Origin of the sequence: Nonomuraea sp. NPDC051191 (assembly GCF_044455665.1) — a bacterium.
Lineage (GTDB): Bacteria > Actinomycetota > Actinomycetes > Streptosporangiales > Streptosporangiaceae > Nonomuraea.
Window position 1 is genome coordinate 54,056 of sequence record NZ_JBITEZ010000018.1, and the last position, 19,800, is coordinate 73,855.

18 protein-coding genes and 2 pseudogenes are annotated in these 19,800 nt (G+C 71.9%); 8 read left to right on the forward strand and 12 right to left on the reverse strand.

Annotated features, from left to right (window positions below):
* Nucleotides 1-71 precede the first annotated feature (71 nt).
* The gene (locus ACIA8R_RS41895) at nt 72-1,073 is read left to right on the forward strand and encodes a LacI family DNA-binding transcriptional regulator (RefSeq protein WP_364095035.1); all 1,002 of its coding nucleotides are present in this window, start codon (nt 72-74) and stop codon (nt 1,071-1,073) included.
* Nucleotides 1,074-1,128: 55 nt separating this feature from the next.
* On the opposite strand, the gene ACIA8R_RS41900 is transcribed toward ACIA8R_RS41895, so the two are convergent.
* From ACIA8R_RS41900 to ACIA8R_RS41930, 7 genes and pseudogenes are all read right to left on the reverse strand, one after another.
* The gene (locus ACIA8R_RS41900; RefSeq protein ID WP_397043115.1) at nt 1,129-1,848 is read right to left on the reverse strand and encodes a cupin domain-containing protein; all 720 of its coding nucleotides are present in this window, start codon (nt 1,846-1,848) and stop codon (nt 1,129-1,131) included.
* Nucleotides 1,845-2,765, reverse strand: a complete 921-nt coding sequence (locus ACIA8R_RS41905) for a PmoA family protein (RefSeq protein ID WP_397043117.1) — start codon at nt 2,763-2,765, stop codon at nt 1,845-1,847. The genes ACIA8R_RS41900 and ACIA8R_RS41905 overlap by 4 nt, the downstream gene beginning before the upstream one ends.
* Nucleotides 2,766-3,090: 325 nt before the next feature.
* Nucleotides 3,091-5,562 (reverse strand): glycoside hydrolase family 5 protein, encoded by a 2,472-nt coding sequence (locus ACIA8R_RS41910; RefSeq protein WP_397043119.1) that lies wholly within the window; start codon nt 5,560-5,562, stop codon nt 3,091-3,093.
* A gap of 28 nt (nt 5,563-5,590) precedes the next feature.
* Entirely contained in the window at nt 5,591-5,737 is a 147-nt protein-coding gene (locus ACIA8R_RS41915; protein WP_364095023.1) for a hypothetical protein, read from the reverse strand.
* Nucleotides 5,734-5,861, reverse strand: a pseudogene (locus ACIA8R_RS41920) (serine dehydratase beta chain). The gene ACIA8R_RS41915 and the pseudogene ACIA8R_RS41920 overlap by 4 nt, the downstream one beginning before the upstream one ends.
* Before the next feature lie 62 nt (nt 5,862-5,923).
* Complete coding sequence (locus ACIA8R_RS41925; RefSeq protein ID WP_397043121.1) at nt 5,924-6,934, reverse strand: TolB family protein; 1,011 nt, start codon at nt 6,932-6,934, stop codon at nt 5,924-5,926.
* Nucleotides 6,931-7,716 carry a hypothetical protein gene (locus tag ACIA8R_RS41930; protein WP_364095017.1) on the reverse strand — a complete coding sequence of 262 codons (786 nt, stop codon included), beginning with the start codon at nt 7,714-7,716 and terminating at the stop codon, nt 6,931-6,933. Before ACIA8R_RS41930 ends, ACIA8R_RS41925 begins: the two co-directional genes overlap by 4 nt.
* Nucleotides 7,717-7,761: 45 nt before the next feature.
* On the opposite strand from ACIA8R_RS41930, the gene ACIA8R_RS41935 reads away from it, so the two are divergent.
* Nucleotides 7,762-8,130, forward strand: a complete 369-nt coding sequence (locus tag ACIA8R_RS41935) for a hypothetical protein (protein ID WP_397043123.1) — start codon at nt 7,762-7,764, stop codon at nt 8,128-8,130.
* Nucleotides 8,131-8,420: 290 nt separating this feature from the next.
* Here the strand turns inward: ACIA8R_RS41935 and ACIA8R_RS41940 are convergent, their stop codons facing one another.
* A complete protein-coding gene (locus tag ACIA8R_RS41940) occupies nt 8,421-9,011 on the reverse strand; it encodes a helix-turn-helix domain-containing protein (protein ID WP_397043125.1) in 591 nt (196 codons plus the stop codon).
* A 73-nt stretch (nt 9,012-9,084) separates the two neighbouring features.
* Here ACIA8R_RS41940 and ACIA8R_RS41945 point away from each other — a divergent pair, with 73 nt between their 5' ends.
* The 3 genes from ACIA8R_RS41945 to ACIA8R_RS41955 all read left to right on the forward strand — a co-directional run bounded on the left by ACIA8R_RS41945 (nt 9,085) and on the right by ACIA8R_RS41955 (nt 11,658).
* Nucleotides 9,085-10,248, forward strand: a complete 1,164-nt coding sequence (locus tag ACIA8R_RS41945; RefSeq protein ID WP_397043127.1) for an MFS transporter — start codon at nt 9,085-9,087, stop codon at nt 10,246-10,248.
* A gap of 136 nt (nt 10,249-10,384) precedes the next feature.
* Nucleotides 10,385-10,717 carry a helix-turn-helix transcriptional regulator gene (locus tag ACIA8R_RS41950; RefSeq protein ID WP_357701430.1) on the forward strand — a complete coding sequence of 111 codons (333 nt, stop codon included), beginning with the start codon at nt 10,385-10,387 and terminating at the stop codon, nt 10,715-10,717.
* Nucleotides 10,714-11,658, forward strand: a complete 945-nt coding sequence (locus ACIA8R_RS41955) for a hypothetical protein (protein ID WP_397043267.1) — start codon at nt 10,714-10,716, stop codon at nt 11,656-11,658. The genes ACIA8R_RS41950 and ACIA8R_RS41955 overlap by 4 nt, the downstream gene beginning before the upstream one ends.
* 128 nt (nt 11,659-11,786) lie before the next feature.
* Here the strand turns inward: ACIA8R_RS41955 and ACIA8R_RS41960 are convergent.
* The 3 genes and pseudogenes from ACIA8R_RS41960 to ACIA8R_RS41970 all read right to left on the reverse strand — a co-directional run.
* Nucleotides 11,787-11,963, reverse strand: a pseudogene (locus tag ACIA8R_RS41960) (GntR family transcriptional regulator); the annotation flags it as partial.
* Between the two features lie 82 nt (nt 11,964-12,045).
* A complete protein-coding gene (locus ACIA8R_RS41965; protein ID WP_364095004.1) occupies nt 12,046-12,603 on the reverse strand; it encodes a GNAT family protein in 558 nt (185 codons plus the stop codon).
* 232 nt (nt 12,604-12,835) lie between these two features.
* Nucleotides 12,836-14,221 carry an MFS transporter gene (locus tag ACIA8R_RS41970; protein WP_397043263.1) on the reverse strand — a complete coding sequence of 462 codons (1,386 nt, stop codon included), beginning with the start codon at nt 14,219-14,221 and terminating at the stop codon, nt 12,836-12,838.
* Nucleotides 14,222-14,288: 67 nt separating this feature from the next.
* Between ACIA8R_RS41970 and ACIA8R_RS41975 the strand changes: the two genes are divergently transcribed.
* Nucleotides 14,289-15,023 (forward strand): helix-turn-helix transcriptional regulator, encoded by a 735-nt coding sequence (locus tag ACIA8R_RS41975; protein WP_364095001.1) that lies wholly within the window; start codon nt 14,289-14,291, stop codon nt 15,021-15,023.
* 129 nt (nt 15,024-15,152) lie between these two features.
* Entirely contained in the window at nt 15,153-15,683 is a 531-nt protein-coding gene (locus tag ACIA8R_RS41980) for a hypothetical protein (protein ID WP_397043130.1), read from the forward strand.
* A 119-nt stretch (nt 15,684-15,802) separates the two neighbouring features.
* On the opposite strand, the gene ACIA8R_RS41985 is transcribed toward ACIA8R_RS41980, so the two are convergent.
* Nucleotides 15,803-16,243 (reverse strand): hypothetical protein, encoded by a 441-nt coding sequence (locus ACIA8R_RS41985; protein ID WP_397043132.1) that lies wholly within the window; start codon nt 16,241-16,243, stop codon nt 15,803-15,805.
* A 199-nt stretch (nt 16,244-16,442) separates the two neighbouring features.
* Here ACIA8R_RS41985 and ACIA8R_RS41990 point away from each other — a divergent pair, with 199 nt between their 5' ends.
* A complete protein-coding gene (locus ACIA8R_RS41990) occupies nt 16,443-19,739 on the forward strand; it encodes a WD40 repeat domain-containing serine/threonine protein kinase (protein WP_397043134.1) in 3,297 nt (1,098 codons plus the stop codon).
* The last annotated feature ends 61 nt before the right edge of the window (nt 19,740-19,800 follow it).

Here is a 19,800-nt window from a genome sequence, read left to right on the forward strand (position 1 = left end):
ATCACTTCGTCGTCGCCCGGCGAACGGGCGACCGGCTAGGCTGTGACGCGCAGCGCGAGGAGAGGGGGCCCTTGGACGAGGCCGAGACGCCGCGCCTCACGATCCACGAGGTGGCCCGGCGCGCGGGCGTGTCGCACCAGACGGTCTCCCGATACTTCAGGAAGAACGAGACCCTGAGACCGGCGACCCGCGCCAAGATCGACCTGGTCGTCCAGGAGCTCAACTACCGGCCGAACCTCGTCGCGCGTTCCATGCGCACGCGGCACACGAACCGGCTGGCGGTCACCCTGCCCGCCTCCGACTACCTGTGGCCCGCGCGCATGCTCCGCGCCGCCGCGGCCGCGGCGCACGCCGAGGGCTTCCAGCTGGAGGTTCTCAGTGTCGAGGGAGATCCGCGGGCCAGGGCGGAGCGGGTGCTGGAGCTGGCCGGTTCCGGGCAGGTCGAGGGCGTCCTGTCGCTGACGCCTCTGGAGACCGATCTCGCCGCCTCGCCGGTGCCCATCGTCGTCACGGGCGACTACGACGACCACCTGCGCGGGACGAACGAGCTGGCGGACGCCTCCCCGGTCGAGGAGATCATCGACTGTCTCGCCTCGCTCGGCCACCGGGTCTTCTTCCACATCGCGGGCGCGCAGAGCTGGGCCTCGGCCCGCAACCGCAAGCTCGTCTTCGAGCAGACGATCGAGCGCCGCGGGCTCATCTCGTACGGCGTCGCGCTCGGTGACTGGAGCTCCCGGTCCGGCTACGACGCCGTTCGCGGTCTGCCCGACGGCTGCGGCGTGACCGCCATCGTGGCCGTGAACGACCACGTGGCGATGGGGGCCGTACGCGCGGCGCTGTCACGGGGCTGGCGGGTCCCGGGCGATGTCAGCGTGTTCGGCTGGGACGATGAGGAACTGGGACGTTTCGCCACCCCCTCACTGTCCACCGTGGCGGTCGACCGGGAAGTGCAGGGGCGGGAGGCGATGGCCCGGCTCATCGCGGCGGTGCGCGGCGAGCCCGCGCCGCCTCCGTCCGACCGGTCGATCAACCGGGTCATCGTCCGCGAGACGGCCGGTCCGGCGCCCGCCTGAGAGACCGGCCCGCACGGCGGCGCCGATCCGGCCACAGGACCCGCCGGCCGCCCGATCAGGGACGCGGCGCCCACGTGCGCAGCCGGCCGCACATGCCGAACGCGCGAGGGCCCGGCCCGGGCGTGGTCCGCACCACGGCGGCCTGCCCGAGATGGGCGGCATCACCACCCGCGAGCGCGTCGAGCTGTGACCCCGTGCGCTCGGTCTCGGCGGCGACGGTCCCGTCCCACAACTCCTTCCAGGACGCGACCCGGGGGCGCACGATCGCCGCCGCCAGCCGATGGAAGTCCGCCAGCGCCTGCCCGCCGCGCTCCTCGGCGTCCGCCACCAGCCGCCGGAACCCGGCGACCGCCAGGTCCCTGCGGACCCGTGCGGCCGCCGCCCGTTCGTCCTCCGAAACCCCCACCGGCAGCGTCGCCGCGGCGAGGTAGGCGTCGCGGTCGCGCAGGACGTCGGCGGGGAAGGTGAGCACGGCGTCGCCGGCCTCGGGCAGGCCCGCGTTCTGCATGATCACCAGCAGCCGGAGCCCGTCCTCGTTGACCAGGCGGTGAATCGTCCCGGGCGAGAACCACAGGACCGTGCCCGCTTCGAGCCGGTCGCGGGCGAAGCCGGCGGCACTGAGGGTGTGCACCTCCCCGCGGCCCGCGGTCACGACATACGCCTCGGTCGAGACCGTGTGCAGGTGCGGCGTGCCGCCGTGCACACCGTCGGCGCACTCCCAGTCGTAGACCGCCAGATCGCTGATCGAGGTGCCGCCGGGGAACAGCGGGGTCACAGCGCGAACTCCGTGCCGAGTTCGTCGAGCTCGGCCCGGTCGCACATGTGGTCGATGAAGACGTAACGGTGCGCGAGTTCGAGGGTGTCGCCGTCGGCCAGAGCGATCTCCTCGTCGAAGGAGGGGGAGGGGCTGATCACGGCGAACGCCTCGTTGCGGACGAACCACTTGATCGGCGCCGGCGCGCTGGAGTGCCCGGCGACGGCCAGCACGGTCCCGCCGCCGTCGATCCCGTCGTGCTGCCCGACCATGGCCAGCCACGGTGCCTCGACGCCCATCATCTCCTCACCGCCCAGACCGCCGGCGCCGATGATCGTGCCGCCGGTCCAGGACCTGGGGCCGCGCCAGAAGTAGCCCGCGTACCCGGCCATCGGCCGGCCGTGTGTGGTGGGGCTGCCGAAGTCGAGCGTGGCGCCGCGGACGTTGTGCAGCGTCGTGGTGAAGTCCAGGGCCCAGATGCCGCGCGCGCCGTCCACGCCGTGGAAGACCTGGCGGCGCTGCTCGGTGATCCAGTGCTCGCCCCGGGCCGAGAGCCAGTGCAGGCTCTCCTCGACCACGACCCGCGTGCCGTCGGAGGTGACGTCGGTGAAGGCGAGGTGGTTGATGTGGCCGTGGTTGTCCTCCCAGTGGTAGTCGCGCTCCACCGAGAAGGTCGGGCCGCCCCAGAAGTTCTGCCCCGACAGGTGCGCCCAGGTCATCTGCAGGCCCTTGTGCCAGCGGTGGTCGTGCGGCCGGTAGACCGACATGGGCGCGCCCGACAGGCTGCGGATGGGGTGGAGGTAGGGCTTGGGGGACTCGGCGTCGGGAGCGTCCGGCTGGTGGACGTACCGGGCGATCCGCACGTCGCCGGCGGTGATGGCCAGGGAGTCGTCCTCTTCGCGAACGGCGAGCGTGGTGTCGGGCATGGTGTGGGGCATGGGGCGGGTCCTTCTGCTGGGAGCGGGCGGCGGCGGCCGGCGCGTGGCCGCCGCCCGGGGGAGTGCATGGCCGGACCGCCGCTCCCGGTCTCCCGTCGGCCGCGCCACGAAGCCTCGGGGGGAGAGACCAAGAGTGATCGATCACTTTTTGCTTGATCAAGCTATGCCGACCGCCCCTCGGGGTCAAATCTCTGCGTTCTCGTCCCGATCGCTCACGGGTGGCAGCGCACTGCGGCGGAAGCGTTCGTGACGGTCAGGCAGGCCGGGCGCAGAGCCGCCGGCGACCGTCGCGCCGGTCGCGACGGCGCCGAAGTCGGCGTGGCCGTCATCGGGTGCCCTCGGCGGGGGCCTGGGCGGTCAGGTCGTAGGGGCCCGTGGTGCAGCCGGTGATGCGCCAGCCGCCCGGCGCCTGCCGGGCGGCGACGTCCTTGAGCCCGGTGCCATGGACGGACGGCCGGGCGTTGCCGGGGAACCAGACGTCGAGGCCGCAACCGCTGCCTTCGCCCCGGGCCGTGAGGCTCGCCCGGTCCGACGTCAGGCCGGTCAGGCGGCCGGGGGCGGAGCGGGGGTAGGGACGCGAGAGCTCGGTGACGTATTCGGCGGGCGGGGGCAGGTCCTTCCCGGTGGCACAGTCCTCGATCATGAGGTTGCCGCCGGTCCTGGAGTCGGTGTCGGCGTGGGCGTCGCCGCAGGACTGCTTCCAGACCCAGAACGCGCCCCCGATGCGGTGCCGATCCTCCTGGTCGGTGTATCTCGCGATCGGGGCCGAGGCGGGGTCGCCGAACCAACCCCACTCTCCTGACCAGAGCCCGGCGCCGTAGTACCGCGCCGCCCGGCTCGCCAGCTCGAAGCCGCGCTCGATGCTCGTGACGGTGACGCCGGTGCCCTGGTCGATGGTGATGGACTCGTTGTAGAGGTGGGGAGCGAAGACGAGCAGCCGGTCGTCGGTGAAATCCTTGGGCACCGAGACCTCGAAGCCGAGACCCGACCAGAGCACGGACGGCTCGAAGAAGATCAGGTGCGGAAATCCGCGCCGCTCGGCCGCCCTGATGGCCTTGATCGCCCGGTCGTAGTAGCGGCCGAGCAGGACGCCGGAGGTGATCGGCGGGGCCTCGCCGAAGCCCGGCTCGTTCAGCAGGTCGTATCCGGCGACCATCGGCTCGTTCGCGAACCGCTCCGCCAGCATGCCCCAGGCGGCGACCAGGCGGGTCTGGATGCCGTCCCTGTCCTGGTAGAAGTTGGTGAAGGCGCGGGCGACGGCCGGTGAGATGTCGCGTCCGGTGAACTCGCACCTGGGGGCGCCGTCGAAGCGGTCGGCCCAGGTGGGGGCGCCGTCCCAGCCGTGCATCGGGGAACCGTTCCGGCAGGTGGTTCCGGGGGCGGCGTCGACGCCTTTGCCCCACGCGTCCTGGTGCATGTCGATGACCGTGCGCATGCCATGCCGGGCCGCGGTCTCGACGGCCCAGGAGATCCTGGCGAGGTAGGCCGGGTCGTAGTGGCCGGGCCGGGGCTCCAGCGCCGACCAGGACAGAGCCAGGCGGATGACGTTGAAGCCCATCCGCTCCATGCCGGCGAAGTCGGCCTCGGTGAGCGGTCGCGTCACCGCCTTGTCCGGACGCCTCTGGAAGTAGTCTTCGAGCTGGTTGACGTTCACGCCCCGCAGCAGCACCTCGTTGCCGTCGGCGTCGACGATCCTGCGGTCGGCCGAGAGCCCCAGAGCCTTGGTGCGCGGTGGCGGTGCGGCGGTGGCGCCGGGCTGCAGGAGCGGTAAGGCGAGCGCCGCCGCGGCCACGACGACCGCCGTCCGGACCGGTACGGAAGAGGCGACGCCCTTGCGCGGCGGGAGAAGGCCGGTTCTTCGCATCGGCTGGAGGAGGGCGACGATCGTCGCCGTCCCGAGGGCGAGGAGGGCGCCGAAGGAGAGCGCGGGGGCGAGGCGAAGCATGATCGCCGGGGCCCAGAACAGGTCGCCGCCCGCCAGGTCGCCGGAGATCCCGATGGCCACCTCGACCAGGCCCAGCGTCGCGGCCGCGCCCAGCGCGGAGAGTCCGGCGACGACGGCCCGGGGCGACGTGGTGGCACCGAGCCCGCGGTTCAGTGCCCAGGTCAGCACGCCCAGCAGAGTGACGGCGGCCAGGCAGCCCAGCGGTCCCGCCTCGGGCGCCGGGGCCAGCGGGGAGTCGCCGATGGCGTACCCGACGGGTGAGCCGCCCCACCACACCCGGCCGACCGACGCGGCCAGGACCACGGCCACCCCCGCTGCCGCCCATCCGGGCCCGGAAGCCCGCGGGAAGAACGTCCCCGCGGCCGCGGCGGGGTTGGCCTCCGGCCCCGGGGACGGTGAAGAGGCCGACGCAGGAGGAGGTGGGGCGAGGCGGCGGTGCAGGAGCTGGGCGAGCCAGGCGGCCACCAGCACCGGCAGACCGAAGATCGCCGCCTTGACGCCGGTGAAGCCGGTCGACCACGCCAGGTAGACCACATCGCCGAAGGCCATCACCAGCGACATCACCAGCTTCGCCGCCATCGCCGACCACACCACCGCGCCCCAGACCAGCAGTGCCGTACGTAGCGGGGCACGTCCGCGCGCGACCGTCCACGCGAGCACTCCGACCCCCGTCAGCAGCAGCGGCACGTAGACGGCCGGCGCGGCCACCTGCCAGAGCCCGGCGACGGGCAGCAGATCGGCGCCGGTCCAGGTGTACGGCGCGGCCAGCCCTGACGGATCGAACGCCGCCCCCACCGCGATGACGGCGGCCAGCACCACGACGGCGATCGGTGACAACCAGCGGTTCCTCATAGTGTCGGCGACCATACATGAGCATTGCTCATAAAAGAAGGGCTGAGAACCACGACGGCACCGGGTCGTGCTCGGCGGTGATGTCCGCGCCGGTCTCGCGCATGCTCCTGATCGCCGTGTCGAGTGACACGATGTGCTGCCCGTTTCCCCGGACGGCCATCCGCGCGGCCGTCACCGCCGGTCCTCGCAGAGGACGCGGACGCGTTCGTCGGCGGTGGTCACGTCCACGGTCGCGGGCTCTTCGCCCATCAGGCCGAGGAGCACGGCCTTGCCGGTGCCGTGCCCGAGCCGGCGCGCATCGGTCCCACGGTGTGCGAGCTGGAGGGGCCGATGCCGATGCTGAAGAGTTCGAACGCGCTGATCACTGGGCCTCCGGGCCGATGGCGCCGCCACCGAGGGCGGCGGGGGACGCGGCGTCGGGGATGAGAATCCGCGGGGTGCCGGTGCCGTCGGCGGGGACCGTCCAGACGTCGGCGTGCTCCCGTCCCCGGGGGAGGGCGTAGGCGACGGTTCGCTGGTCGATCCAGGCGGCCTGGTCGTCCACGCTGCGGGGCTCGGCGAGCGGGGTGATCCGGCGGGTGGCCAGGTCCAGCACCGACAGGCGCCAGCCACGGGCCGGATCGCCGCCGAGCGCGGACTTGAAGGCGATCCGGGTGCCGTCGGGGGAGAGCGAGGGGCACTCGACGTTGTCCGTCAGGGCCCGCAGGCGGTGGCCGTCGAGGTCGCCGAGCACCAGGTAGCGGTGCCCGGCGGTGGACATGGTCGCGTAGAAGCGGCGGTCGTCGGAGGTGAAGGTGACGCCCCAGAAGTTGAGGTCCCTGGCCCGGTACGGCCTCCCGTCCACGGTGACCGGCCAGTCCTCCAGGGTGGGGATCAGCTCCTGGGTACGGGTGTCGAGGATGCCGACGCGGGTGGAGAAGCGGCCGCCGTTGCAGGAGTCGCCGGTGACGAAGACCGTCCAGGTCACCAGCCGGCCGCTGGGCGAGACCCTGGCCCGGTTGGGCACGCCGACCAGGGGGATCTCCCTGACCGTCCGGAGGTGCGCGTCCAGGACCGCGAGCTGGTACGTCGTCAGCCCGGGGTCCACGCGCAGGCACAGCCCGGTGCTGCCGGCCGCGTACAGCCTGGCGCACGACAAGGTGGAGATCGCGCGCGCTCCGGCGGGGTCGCCGGCCGCGACGGACACCAACCGGCCGGAGCTGCCGACGGCGGTGCTGAGCGCCACCAGCCGCGGCCCGGGGACGAGCGAGACGCTGTCCGCGGCCATGGCCTGCGAGGACGTACCGGCCGCTCTGGCGATCACGATGGACCCGGCCGCCAGGACGGCGAGCCCGGCGATGCCGGCGATCAGGAGCCGTACGCGGCCGGTCACGGCGCGTCCTCCACGGTCGTGCGGCGGCCCGTCAGGAGGGCGGCCGTGGCGGTGGCGGCCACGGCGGCGGCGACCGCCGCGGCGCCGGTCGCCGCGGCGCTGCCCCAGCTCGTCCAGGCGAGCCCGAAGGCGAGGGAGGAGCCGAGGTAGGCCAGGGCCTGCACGGTCTGCACGCAGGCCAGCCCGGTGGTACGCAGGTCCGCGGGCAGGAGGGGACCGGCCAGCGCCATCAGCACGCCGTCGGTGGCGGCGTAGAAGGCGCCGTAGCAGCAGAGCGCGGCCACGGTCACGAGGGCGGCCGGCAGGGCGCTGCACAGCAGCAGGTAGACGAAGCCGTCGCCGATGGTGGCCAGTCCCAGCAGGCCGGCGGCGTAGAGCAGCCTGCGGACCCCGGCGGCCCGCAGCAGGCCGCCGGCGGCGCGGAGGGTGACGGCGGAGGCCGCGGGCCGCCTGTCCCGGCGGTCGCGGGCGAAGGCGGCCAGGACCAGCAACCCGGCGACGGCGACGCAGAAGCTGGTCAGGAACAGCGCGTCGAACGCGGCCGGGGTGGCCGCCCCGACGGCCGTCAGGACGCCGAGCGCGGCCAGCGGCCCCGCGAACGCGCCCATGCTGTCCATCGCCCGGTGGATGCCGAAGGCCCGGCCGAGCAGCGGCTCGGGAGCCGACAGGGTGATGAGCGCGTCGCGCGGCGCGGTACGCAGCCCCTTTCCCGCCCGGTCGGCGACGATGACGGCGCCGAGCGCGGCCTGCAACACGACGACCCTTGGGAAGGGCTCGCTCACTACGTCAGCGCCTGCATCGAGTTCAGCGGCGGCTCCCTCGGGCCGTTGGCCGGCACGATCGCCGTCACCGACGAGATGGCCGCCAAGTTCACCAGGTCCGACGAGCTGATGCGGGATCTGGTGGCCCGCGCGCACGCCGCCGGAGTGCTCAGACCGGACGCCACGGCCATGGACATCTCGCTACTGATCGAACAACTCGGCAAGTCCCCCTTGATCGAACAACTCGACCGGCAGGACCGTGCCGACCTGATCGACGCGGCCCGCAACGCCCGAAAGCGTGCGATCGCCATCGCTCTCGACGGCCTCCGCCCCGGCCACCCCCAACTGCCCGGGACCACGCCCCCTCCCGCCCTCCTCGTCGAACGCTGGGAGCACCCCCTCACAAGCACGACGAGGTCGCCAGAACGGCCGTAGACGCAGGAGGCCAGTCGGCGCAAAGGCACCCGCAATCTCACAAACGGGTGTTCCTCCGGATGACCCTCCGCAGGGCGGGGCGGTCGACTGCTGGTCGGTCGAGCCCCGCTTGTAGACCAGGTTCGCCACCTGTGGGCGCCTTCCGTACGGAGGCTTGGAGCCGGAGTCGCGGAATGTCCGGGTTCATTGGACGCGTGGGACAGGCCCGTCATCGTGAAGCGTGACCCGCCGGCGCCTTGCGGGCCGTCGGGACGGATCGGGGCACCGCAGGGTCACGCCAGACCGTCGGATCAGCCGGGGACGAGGCCCGCGTAGCGAGGGTCTCGGGCGCCCGCATAGACAACGACCATCGTCAAGTGGGCCGGCTCCGGGCCTTGGCTGCTGTAGGCGTGCGGGCGGTCGCCCCGCATCCGGAGTGCGTCTCCCGCGGCGAGTTGAAAGAGTGCCCCGCCGACGGTGACCGCGACGCTGCCCGAGTGGAGCTGCAGCAGTTCCCGGGTGCCGGGCGGATGCGCGGGCGTGGAGATCTTGTCGCCGGCAGGCAGCCGGAACTCCCAGAGCTCGGTGAAAGGCGGCTGGCTGTCGTTGATCAAAAGCCTGGTTCGGCCTTCGGAGCGAACCACGGCGTCGGCGGCACGGGAGACGCGGCCGAGCTCCTCCGGGGGCTCCACCAACTCGCCGATCGAAACACCGAGCGTGGCGCTGATCCGAGCGAGCGTCGCGATGCTGGGGTTGGTGCGCATGGTCTCGATCTGCTGGAGCATGCCGCGGCTGACGCCGGACCGTGTGGCCAGCTCTTCCAGCCGCCAGCCTCGGTCTTGACGTGCGGCGCGCAGGTTTGCGGCGAGGGTGTGGCCTACGGCCTCGGCGGGATCGGTCATGGCGCAATGCTCCCCTAGAGTGCAAAATAGTGCGACTATGACACAAGATACTGGTCGCACCGAGCGTCGAGCGGTGCGGCGGCTGCTCGGCGCCAGCTTCGTGGACTTCCTCGGCTCAGGGCTCTTCTTGGCCTTCTCGGCCGTCTACTTCACCGGCGTGGTCGGGCTCGCCGCAGGCCAGGTCGGGCTGGGCATGAGCATCGCGGGGGCCGCGGCCATAGCCGCCGCGATACCGCTGGGCCGGGCGGCCGACCGCTACGGTGTCCGGCGGGCACTGGTGCTGGTGCATGCCCTGCGCGCTGCCGGAACCGCCGCTTACGCCTTCGTCGGAGACTGGTGGGGGTACCTCGTGGTCGTCACGATCATCACGGTCGCCGACCAGATCGCGACTGCGCTGACCCAGGCGTACGTGGCGGAGATCGTCGAAGGAGACAGCCGGGTTAAGGTGCTGGCCTCGTATCGGACTGTGATCAATCTGGCGATCAGCGTCGGCGGTCCACTCGGAGGGCTGCTGGCCGGCACCGGTCTCTTCCGGACCATCATCCTGGTTAACGCGGCAGCCTATCTGCTGGTCACCGCGGCCTTCGCCACCCTGCCCCAACCGGTTCGAACCGAAGAGCCCGCCCCGGTCCGGCGAGGCTTGGGCGTGCTACGTGACCTGCGGCTACTCTCGCTGGCTGGTGTGGATGGCGTACTGCAGCTCTGGCAACCGATCCTCAACCTCGCCTTTCCGCTGTGGCTCGCCCAAGCGACCACATTGCCGGACGGCTTACTCGGGGTGCTGTACGCCATCAACACAGTCCTCGCGCTCGCCTTTCAAGCTCTCATTGCACGCCACATCACAAGCCTCAGAGCTGCGCGGCGATGTCAGCCCGTCGCTGCGGCATTCGCCGCGGCTGCCTGTCTGTTGTTCTGGTACGCGGCCCAGTCGATACCTCTTGCGCTCTTCTGTGCTGCGCTGGTGATGCTCACCGCGGCGGAATTGATCGCTGTCCCCGCGTCCTGGACATTGTCGTACGCCTTCGCTCCGGATGACCAGAGAGGCGAGTACCTGGCGGCGTTCGGCATGGGTCGCTCGGTCAGCCGCTACGTTCTCGGCCCCGTCTTGATCACCGGCATGCTCCAACTGGTGGGCGGTTGGACCTGGGGCGTCCTGGCGCTGCTCTTCGTCGCCGCAGGCATCATCGCACCCCTGGCCATCAGGTACGCAGATGCAACGCGGCCGGCCGCAAGCTGACCGATCTCTGCCCGGCCGTACGGCCGGCAGGCCGGCCATGCCTTTCTCGGAGACGTCGACATGTGATCCGTCCTGCCCCCTGAACGGTTGCGACGATCGCTCGCCCATAGATAGATGACCGGCATATATTGATCACATGAGGCAGATGCAGGAGCCGACCTTCCTGATCCTGACCGCGCTGGCCGCCGGTCCACAACACGGGTACGGCGTCATCACCGACGTGGAGCGCATCTCCGAGGGCCAGGTTCGCCTGCGCGCCGGCACCTTGTACGCCGCTTTCGACCGGCTCCAGGAAGAGGGCCTGATCACCGAGGACCGAGAGGAGATCGTCGACGGCCGGGTACGCCGCTACTACCGGCTGACCGGCGACGGCGCGGCGAGACTGGCGGCGGAGGCCGAGCGGATGCGCAGGCACGCCAAAGCTGCCACCGCACGCCTGCGCGCGATCGGCTCTGGAGGCGCGGCATGAGCCCGCTCGAATCCCGCTACCGGCGGCTGCTGGCCTGTTATCCCCGCGACCACCGGGCGCGGCACGAAGCGGAGATGATGGGCGTGCTGCAGGCAGGGGCACGGCCCGGACAGACCCGCCTGGACCTGGCTGACGTGGCCGACCTGCTGCGGGGCGCGGCGCTGGTGCACGCCCGGCGGGCCTTCGGGCCGGTCTCGGCGGGCGCCTGGCGTGACGGGCCGGCCGTCGCCGTGGCGCTGTGGCCGTTCCTGATGCTGGTCTCCGAGGTGGCGACCGTGTCACTGCGGGCGGCCGAGTCCCTGCGTCATGGCGCGGCCTTTCTGGAGCAACCAAGCTCGATCCGTTTCCTGACCGAGCCGGCCCTGGTCGCGGCCCTGCCCGCGCTGGCCGTGCTGTTCGGCCGCCGGTGGATCGCCGTGCTCGCCGTGGTCGCGTTCGCGCTGCGTCAGGCCGGCCATCCGGGCCCTGAACTGAATCTGGACCTGCTGTTCCTCCCGAACCACGGTCCCCTTCTGGTGGCCGAGGTGATGGCGCTGGTCATCGCCTTCATGCCGGTGGCCTACCGTGCGGTCGGGCTGATCCCCCGGGGCGCCTTCCTGTTGTGGGGGCCGCTCGCCCTGGTGGGGCTCATCGCCGGCAAGGCCGTCGTGCGCGCGCGCTGGGTGGACGCGATCGCCGACCATGTGATCACGAGCTGGAAGCCGGTGCCGTGGCTGATCGTGGTCGCGCTGGCGGCCGGGTACGCGTGCCGGTCGACCGTGGGTCGGCGGGCGGCGCTGCTGCTGTTCCTGCCCGCAGCGGCCCTGGGCGACCTCGGGGACCTGCCGTCGGTGCCCACCTCCACGGCCCTTGCCCAGCTCGGGTGTGCGGTGCTGGCCTTCGCCGCCGCGGCTGCCCTGACCCGGCGGCGGAGCGGCCAGAGACGAGCCCCGGCCACTTGAGGAAGAACGTCCAGCGCATCAACGACCAGGCAGCCTGGAACGGCCCTCACCTTGTACGGCCCGCCGGCCACCCCGCTGCCCTCGATCGTCACGATCAGCCCTTCACCGCGCAGGGCCTGCCGTACGGCCATCGGCCCGACCCCCTGGATCTGCTGGAGCCGCGTCTCCGACGGGATCCTGTCCCCGGGCTTCAACCGTCCGGCCTTGATGTCGGCGCGGATGATGTCGGCCGGCTGCCCGTGAAGCGGCCGGTCCGCCCCGAAGTCGATCACGACATCCTGGGCACCTGCCCCTCCTGCACTCATGACCCGAGGGTCCCAGGGCACAGTCCGGCGTGACACCGGGGGAACAACGCCGCTGGGGTGAGTCCTCCTGGACCAACCTCATCTACCTGGTCTGCTCCCATTCCGGGGCAAGAATCGAATGCACGACGGAGTCCCGCCAACCGGATGCGAGTTTCAGGTGCCCGCGGATGACGCCCTCCTCGACCATCCCCAGCTTGCTCATGACCCGCCCGGACGCCTCGTTGACCGGGCTTCGTGCGCCCCAGATGCGGTGGACGTCGAGCTGCTCGAACCCGAGCCGCAGGAGCAGGCGTACGACTTCGGCGCCCAGGCCCTGCCGCCACCGGTCCGAGCGCAGCGCGAACCCGATCTGGGCGCTGTTCTGGAGCGGATGGCCGAGGTCGATCGAGAGGCGTGCGAACGCGACCAGCTCGCCGCCGTCCGGCAGCACCGCGGCGAGGGAGTAGTCCGTCCGCGGTTCGTTCCGGGCCGACTCGACCACGCCGGCGATGGCGCCTTCGACCTGCTCACGGTTCCGGGGCTCGAAGCTCATGTGCTCGGTGACCCGCGGGTCGCCGTAGATGGCCAGAAGCCCGTCAACGTCTGTCGGGACGAATTCCCGGAGGGTGAGCCTCGGGGAGGAGAACGTTACCGGGTACATGGACGCCGACCCTACTGGCCGGCCTGCGCCGCGCAGGCCCGCGCCGGGCAGGGCCAGGGGGATGCCCGCGGGCGCTCGAACGTACCAAAGCAGGCTGCCGAGCAGGAAGGCGGTTGGGAGCGCACCGCCCGCGAGGATCCGGCCGCCCAGCTTCGTGCCGCCCAATCCAAGCCGCAGGAGGAGACCGAAGGGGAATGCAACATCCCGCCGCTGCAGGCTCGCCTGGTCGCGGTCACCTTGGCCGATCAAGCCGGTTCAGCGCTGGACGCGTTTCCCCGAAACGTTCCGTCTTGGACGTACCAGCTGGCTGCTGCGGGGCGCCGGCACGCGAGGGCAGCAGCACGGCGATGAGTACGGCGCCGAGCGCCACGCAGACCGCGCCCGCCATGAGCCCGCCTGAGTAGCCCATGACGGCCAACGCGGCCACCCCGACGGCACCGCCGATCTGCTGGACGGAGGTGAACAGGGCCGAGCCGAGACCGGCGTCCTCCTCGGTGGTGCCGTCGACCGCGGCCACCGCCATGACGGGCAGGCTCAGCCCGTTGCCCATGCTCAGTATGAGCATGCCGGGCAGGACGTGGGCGATGTAGGAGTCGCCCGCCGCCACGCCGGACAGCAGCAGCAGGCCGGCGATGTTGACCAGGAACGCCAGCAGGAGCGCCCAGCGTGTCCCGATCCTGAGTGAGACGCGGGAGGACAGCCACATGCCCGCCAGGATGCCGGCGCCGTAGGGCAGGTAGGCGATGCCGGCCAGGAGCGGGCTGTAGCCCAGAACGGTCTGCACCTGGATCATCAGCAGGAACGACATCGCGTACATCGCCATCGAGAACAGCAGGGTCGCGCCGCCCGCGACCGCCCGCGTCCGCGAGGCCAGGAACGATGCGGGCACCAGCGGTGCCGCCGCCCGCGACTCGGCCACCAGGAACGCCGCCCCCAAGGCAGCGGACAGCACGACGGCGCCGATGGCGATCGGGTCGCTCCAGCCGGTCTCTCCGGCCCGCAGCAGCCCGTACACCAGCGATACCGCGGCGCCGGTGACCAGGACCGCGCCGGGAACGTCGAGGCGGCGCCGGCCGGGCGCGCGGGACTCGGGGACCAGCCGGGGGAGCAGCGCCAGGGCCACGGCGACGACGGGCAGGTTGATCAGGAAGATCCCCCGCCAGGACACCAGATCGGTCAGCGCCCCGGACAGCACCAGGCCCGAGGTCCCGCCCAGGGCCGCGATACCGCCCCAGATGCCCAGAGCCTTGGTTCGCTCCGCCGGCCCCGGGTACAGCAACGTGATCATCGACATCGCCGCCGGGCCGGCCATCGCAGCACCGCCGCCCTGCACGAACCGCCCGATCACGAGCTGCCACGGTTCCTGCGCGAGCCCGCAGGCCAGGCTGGCCACCCCGAACAGCGCCACCCCGATGAGGAAGACGCGGCGACGGCCGAGCAGATCAGCCAGCCGGCCGCACAGCAGCAGCAGCCCGCCGAAGGCCAGGAAGTAGGCATTGACGACCCAGGGCAAGCCGGACGCGCTGAAGCCCAGCTCATCGCGGATGCTGGGCAGGGCCACGTTCACGACGGTGTCATCGAGCACGAGCATGAACTGAACAAGACACAACACAATCATCGGCACCCGACGACGCTATGACCCGCCACATTTGGCCACAATCCGCGATGAGGCCAGACTATGTCGCATGGAGGACATGAGCGCGATCATCGTCGGCCACTTCCCGCTCGCCTCGGGGGAGTGGATCCCCCCGCACAGCCACACCCACCACCAGCTCGCCTGGACCCGGCGCGGCGTCCTGAGCGTCGGCGTGGGCGAGGTGTACTGGGTCCTGCCTCCCACCAGGGCGCTGTGGCTGCCCGCGGGTGTCACCCATGCCACCGGTGCGACCCGCGACGCGGTGTTGTGCAGCCTGTACCTGGCGCCGGAGCGCTGCCCGCTGGACTGGCCCGAGCCGACGGCGGTCGGCGTCGACGGCTTGCTCGCCGAACTGATCGGGTACCTGGCCCGCACCGATCTCCCCGACGACGCGCGGCTGCGCGCCGAAGCGGTGCTGCCCGACTTGCTGCGCCCGCTGCCCACCCGGCCCATCGACGTGCCGCAGCCCACCGACGAGCGCGTCCAGGTGGTGGCGGCCGCCCTGCTGGCGCACCCGGCCGACCCGCGCAGCCTGGAGGCTCACGCCCGTGCGGCCGGCGTCAGCAGGCGGACGTTGACGCGGCTGTTCGCGCGCGACACGGGCATGAGCTTCGACCAATGGCGCACGCAGGTACGGCTACGCGCCGCCCTGCCGCTGCTGGCCGAGGGGCAGCCGGTGTCCCGGGTGGCGCACGACGTCGGATACGCCACGGCGAGCGCGTTCCTGGCGGCCTTCCGCCGTACGGTCGGCACCACGCCCCGGCGCTACCTGCTCAGTCGTTGACCTTGATCTCCCTCCTCGCCGGCCCGGTCTGGCGAACTTGGGCGGATCGCTGCATGCCTGTCTGCCAAGTGCTGCGGATTCGCGCTGCCCGGGAGGCCTGGACCCGGTGCTCAGCGCAAGTCGGAGAGAATGGCCTTCGTGCTGTCTCCCCGTGCGTCCCTCCTTCGCCGAACGAGGACTCTGGCAGTTCTGGAGTTCGTCAACATTCCGCTGATCGCCGGGGTGCTGACCGGTTTGCTGGGCATGCCCCTGACCGTAGCCAACTCGGCAGGGCTTGTGCTGGTCCTGCTCGTCCTGGCTGAGGGCGGTGTGTACTGGTGGTTGAAGTTCGCCCAGCTCTCTTCGCGAGCACCCGTTCCGGCAGGGATGGGGATGTATCGCATGATTTCTCGGATCAATGTCTGCCTGCTGGTGGCGGGGGCCGTCGTGGTGGGTGCCGGCCTGGTCATGGGCGGTTCCGGCGCGCAGGTCTGGCCGGGGGTGGCGCTGGTGGTGTTCGCGCTGCTTGAGCACGTGAACTACTTCCATCTGCAGCTCATGCATGACACTCGCGCTGACCTGGGCCACTTGGTGAGGACCGGCCGCCTGCGCCGCTCGCATCTGGCTCTCGACATGGCCCGCGCTTCCAGGGAGCCAGGGGTCGGGAGCCTCCGGCGATGAGGGTCATCCCAGCCCTCGGTTGAAGGCTTGAGCAGCGATGCCTTTACTGGCGCGCTCGCGCCCTCTCGTCTCGGGCCCCGCACCAGCCGTTCCCCGGACCTCGCCGGGCCGGATCCGGGTCAGACGAAGTGATGGTAGCCGGCGGCTTCGGCCTCCTTCTCCTTGCAGTAGAACCTGTGAGCGAACGGTGTCACCGAGTAGTACTCATCGCCGGGGACGTTGTAGCTCATGCCGAAGCCGTCGCCGATGACAGGCAGGCCGCCGCATCTGACCACGTGGTACGGGTAATGGGTCATCGTGTCGATCAACGGCGTGACCGAGGCGATCGCATACACGACCACAGCCGCCACCAGCGCGCGCAGCCAGTCCGGCCGGAAGTGCAGCAGGGCGAGCAGGATCAGGCCTATGAGGTAGGCCAGCATGAACAGCCCCAGGTAGGGCACTGCGACATACCACCACGACCGCCCCCGTAACGCGAGGATCAGCGCGACCAAGCCCAGCGCGGGCAGGCCCATGACGTACGCGGCAAGCCACGCGCTCGCGCGTTGAAATGACCTCATGCGTGGTGTGATGATCAGAATCGTGGGTTGGTTCTCAGGCAGGACCAGAGGATTCCCAGCCTGGACATGGCCGGCGTGCCTCCCGGGAAGGGGCCGACTCCCTCGGAAAGACGCCCTTCAAAGAGAGCCGGCAAGCCGGTGCTCCGCAAATAGGTATTTTGGGCGGAACTTCGTCCGTGATGAGCGCATCAAACCCAGCGTGTTGATCGAAGGAGACCCTCAGCGGCTCGGTCGTTACTGGCTGGCCGGGCGGCTCGGCGCCGGCGGCCAGGGCGTGGTGTACGAGGCCTACGCCGAGGACGGCCGCCGGGTGGCGATCAAGGTGCTGCACGGTGATCAGGTGGCCCAGCTCGGCCGGGAGGCGGCGGCCGCCCAGCGGGTGGCCTCGTTCTGCACCGCGCCGATCATCGAGGCCAAGCTGGAGGGCCCGCGCCCCTACATCGTCAGCGAGTACGTGGAAGGCCCGAGCCTGCGCACGGCGGGCAGGACCTTCGCGGGCGACGACCTGCACCGCCTGGCCACCGCCATCGCGACGGCGCTGACCGCCATCCACGACGCCGGGGTGATCCACCGCGACCTCAAGCCCGACAACGTGCTGCTGGGCCCGGACGGTCCCCGCGTGATCGACTTCGGTATCGCCAGGACCGCCGAGATGTCGCTCACCGCGACCGGCGTGGTGAGCGGCACGCCCACCTACATGGCCCCCGAGGTGTTCATCGGCCAGCGGGCGGACGCCTCGGCGGACGTGTTCGCCTGGGGAGCCGTCATCGTCTTCGCCGCCACCGGCCGTGATCCGTTCCACGCCGAGAACCTGGGAAGCGTCATGCACCAGGTGTTGTCCGCCACCCCCGACCTGTCCGCGCTGCCCAGGACGCTGCGCCGGCTGGTCTCCTCGGCACTGTCCAAGGAGCCGGCCCAGCGGCCGACCGCCCGCGAGCTGCTGTTGGCGCTGGTCAGCGGCGACGGCGACCTCGACACCGCCCGCCTGCTCGCCCAGGGCGGCCACCGGGCCGCCGGGATCGGCGCGCAGGGGCACGATCCCGCGCTCGGCACGCTGGCCGAGCAGGCGTACACGATGCTCGATCCGGCCGAGCGCGAGCTGGTCCCCGAGGTGTTCCTGCGGCTGGTGACCGTGGACGAGGCGGGCGAGCTGTCGGCCCGGCACGCCGAGCTGGCCGAGCTCGTCGAGGGGCGGGGGCCGCACGAGGTGGCCGCCGTGCGGAGGATCCTCGCCGTGTTCGGCTACCTCCTGGCCAGGCAGGACGGCGGCGTACGGCTGGCCAGACCGGCGCTGCCCCAGGCCTGGCCGCGTTACCGCCGGTGGATCGAGACCAACCGCGACGGCCTGGCCGTACACCGGCAGATCCTCGCCGCGGCGCGACGCTGGGAGACGGCGGGACGCCGGGACGGCGACCTGTTCCAGGGCAGCAGCCTGGAGAACGCGTTGGAGTGGGCGGCCACCGCCCGCCGCGACATCACCCTGTCGCCCGTCGAACGCGATTTCCTGTCCGCGGCGGCCTTCCTGACCAGGCGCAGGGCCAGGCGGGCCCGGCTGACGTCGCTGAGCCTGGGCGGGCTGCTGGTGATCGCGCTGGTGGCCGGCGGGCTGGCCGTACAACAGAGCGCGGTGGCCGACGACCGGGCCGAGCAGATCGCCGGGCAGCTGACCAGGTCGGAGGCGGCCAGGCTGGCGGGGGTGGCGACCGCGACGCGCGGGAGCGACCCGCACCAGGCGATGCTGGCGAGCCTGGTGGCCTGGCGGCTGGACCGGACGCCGGCCACCAGGGCGGCCCTGGTGGCCTCACTGGCGCAGCGCGAGACGGCGATGTTCCGCGACCCGTCGACCGCGGGCGACACGGTACGCACGCTCGGCGCCGACGGCCGCACGCTGATCAGCGCCGATTCCACCGCCACGCGCGTGTGGGACGTGCGCAACGGCCGGCGCCTGCGGACGCTCGGCATCCGGCCGGCCGAGCCGCTGGACAGCGTGACGCTGAGCCCGTCGGGCAAGGTGCTGGTGACCGTGACGGCCAGGCGCGCCACCGCGGTGGACCTCGTCAGCGGCAGGCCGATCAGCGACCACGCCTTTCCCACTGCCAAGGACTTCACGAACGAGTGGGTCGACGTGACGTTCGAGCGGGACGATTCCGTCCTGCTCCAGGAGGCTGACCGGCGTACCCGCTGGGACCTGCGAACCGGCGCGGCCAAGGCGCTCGGGCCCGCCCTCGCGGGCACGTTCAGCCGGGACGGGGTCTGGCGGGCCGCACGGCGCGGTCGGCTGCTGGAGCTGACCAACCTGCGGACCGGGGCGAAGGACTTCATCGGCGACACGGACGGCGCCGGCACCCAGGGCAGGTGGAACGGCGGCGCGGCCGTGTTCGGCCCCGGCCTCGTCGCGACGGTGGCCCCGCGATCCATCCAGTTCTGGCGCAGGTCGGACACGCATCTGCTCACCACGGTCCAGGTACGGGGGGACCAGGAGACAGCGCAGGGCGCCTTCGACGGAAGCACGTTCCGCTACCTGGTGGGCGACCAGGTCTTCTCGGTGGACGTGGCCGACCTGGCCACCAAGGACGACGATCACGTTGTGGGCACGGCGGCGCTGAGCGGCGACGGGCGGCTCGTGGTCCGCGACGGCGAGCTGTCGGCCGTCGGCGGGAGGAGCGTCGGCGCGTTGCCGGAGGCGGAGTACGCGGTGTTCAGCCCGGACTCCCGTTTCGTCGCCACGTTCGGGCCCGGGGTGCGGATCGTGGACACCGCCTCGGCCGCCGTCCAGGGCACGTTGCGCACGTCGGCCGTCCAGGCGGCCTTCTCTCCCGACGGCACCAGGCTGGCCGTGGTCACCGAGAAGGGCGGGGTCGAGCTGTGGGACCGGCAGACCAGGCGGCGCTTGTGGTCGGCTGAGGCGGGCGCGGCGAAGTACGCGGCCTTCTCCTCCGACGGGCGGACGCTGGTGGTGGCGGGCGACCGCCTGCACCTGCTGGAGACGGCCGGCGGCAAGCCTTCGGGGCCGGCGTTCGGCGGCGGCGGCAGGGACGCCGAGGGGGTGCGCGCGTATTTCACCCGCTCCGGCAAGGCGGTCGTGGTGCTCGACGAGCGGCGCCGGATGACGGTCTGGGACGTGGCCACGCGCCGCAGGCTCGCCACCGCGCGCGGGTTCGGCGACCCCGCCGCCTACTCGCCGCGCGAGGACCTGCTCGCCACCCTCCAGGTGGGGGGCAGGGTGGGGCTCGTGGACGTGATGTCGGGTACGGACCTGGGCGCGCTGCTCGACGAGGGCGGCGGGCAGGACCCGGAGATCGGGCAGCCGCTCGACGTGGCGTTCACCGCCGACGGGTCGGCGGTGCTGACCGTGGACGGCAACGGCGTCGTCAGGCGGCACGCCGTGGGCGGGGAGGCGTTGGCGGCCGCGGTGTGCGCGAAGGCGGGCGGGCTGAGCGCGGCCCAGTGGCGGGTGATCGTACCCACGCTGCCGTACAGAAAGGCGTGTCCCTAGTGTCATCCGCCTTTGTGGCACATCCAGGACCGTCCGCAGTGGAGATCCCCTTGTCGGACAG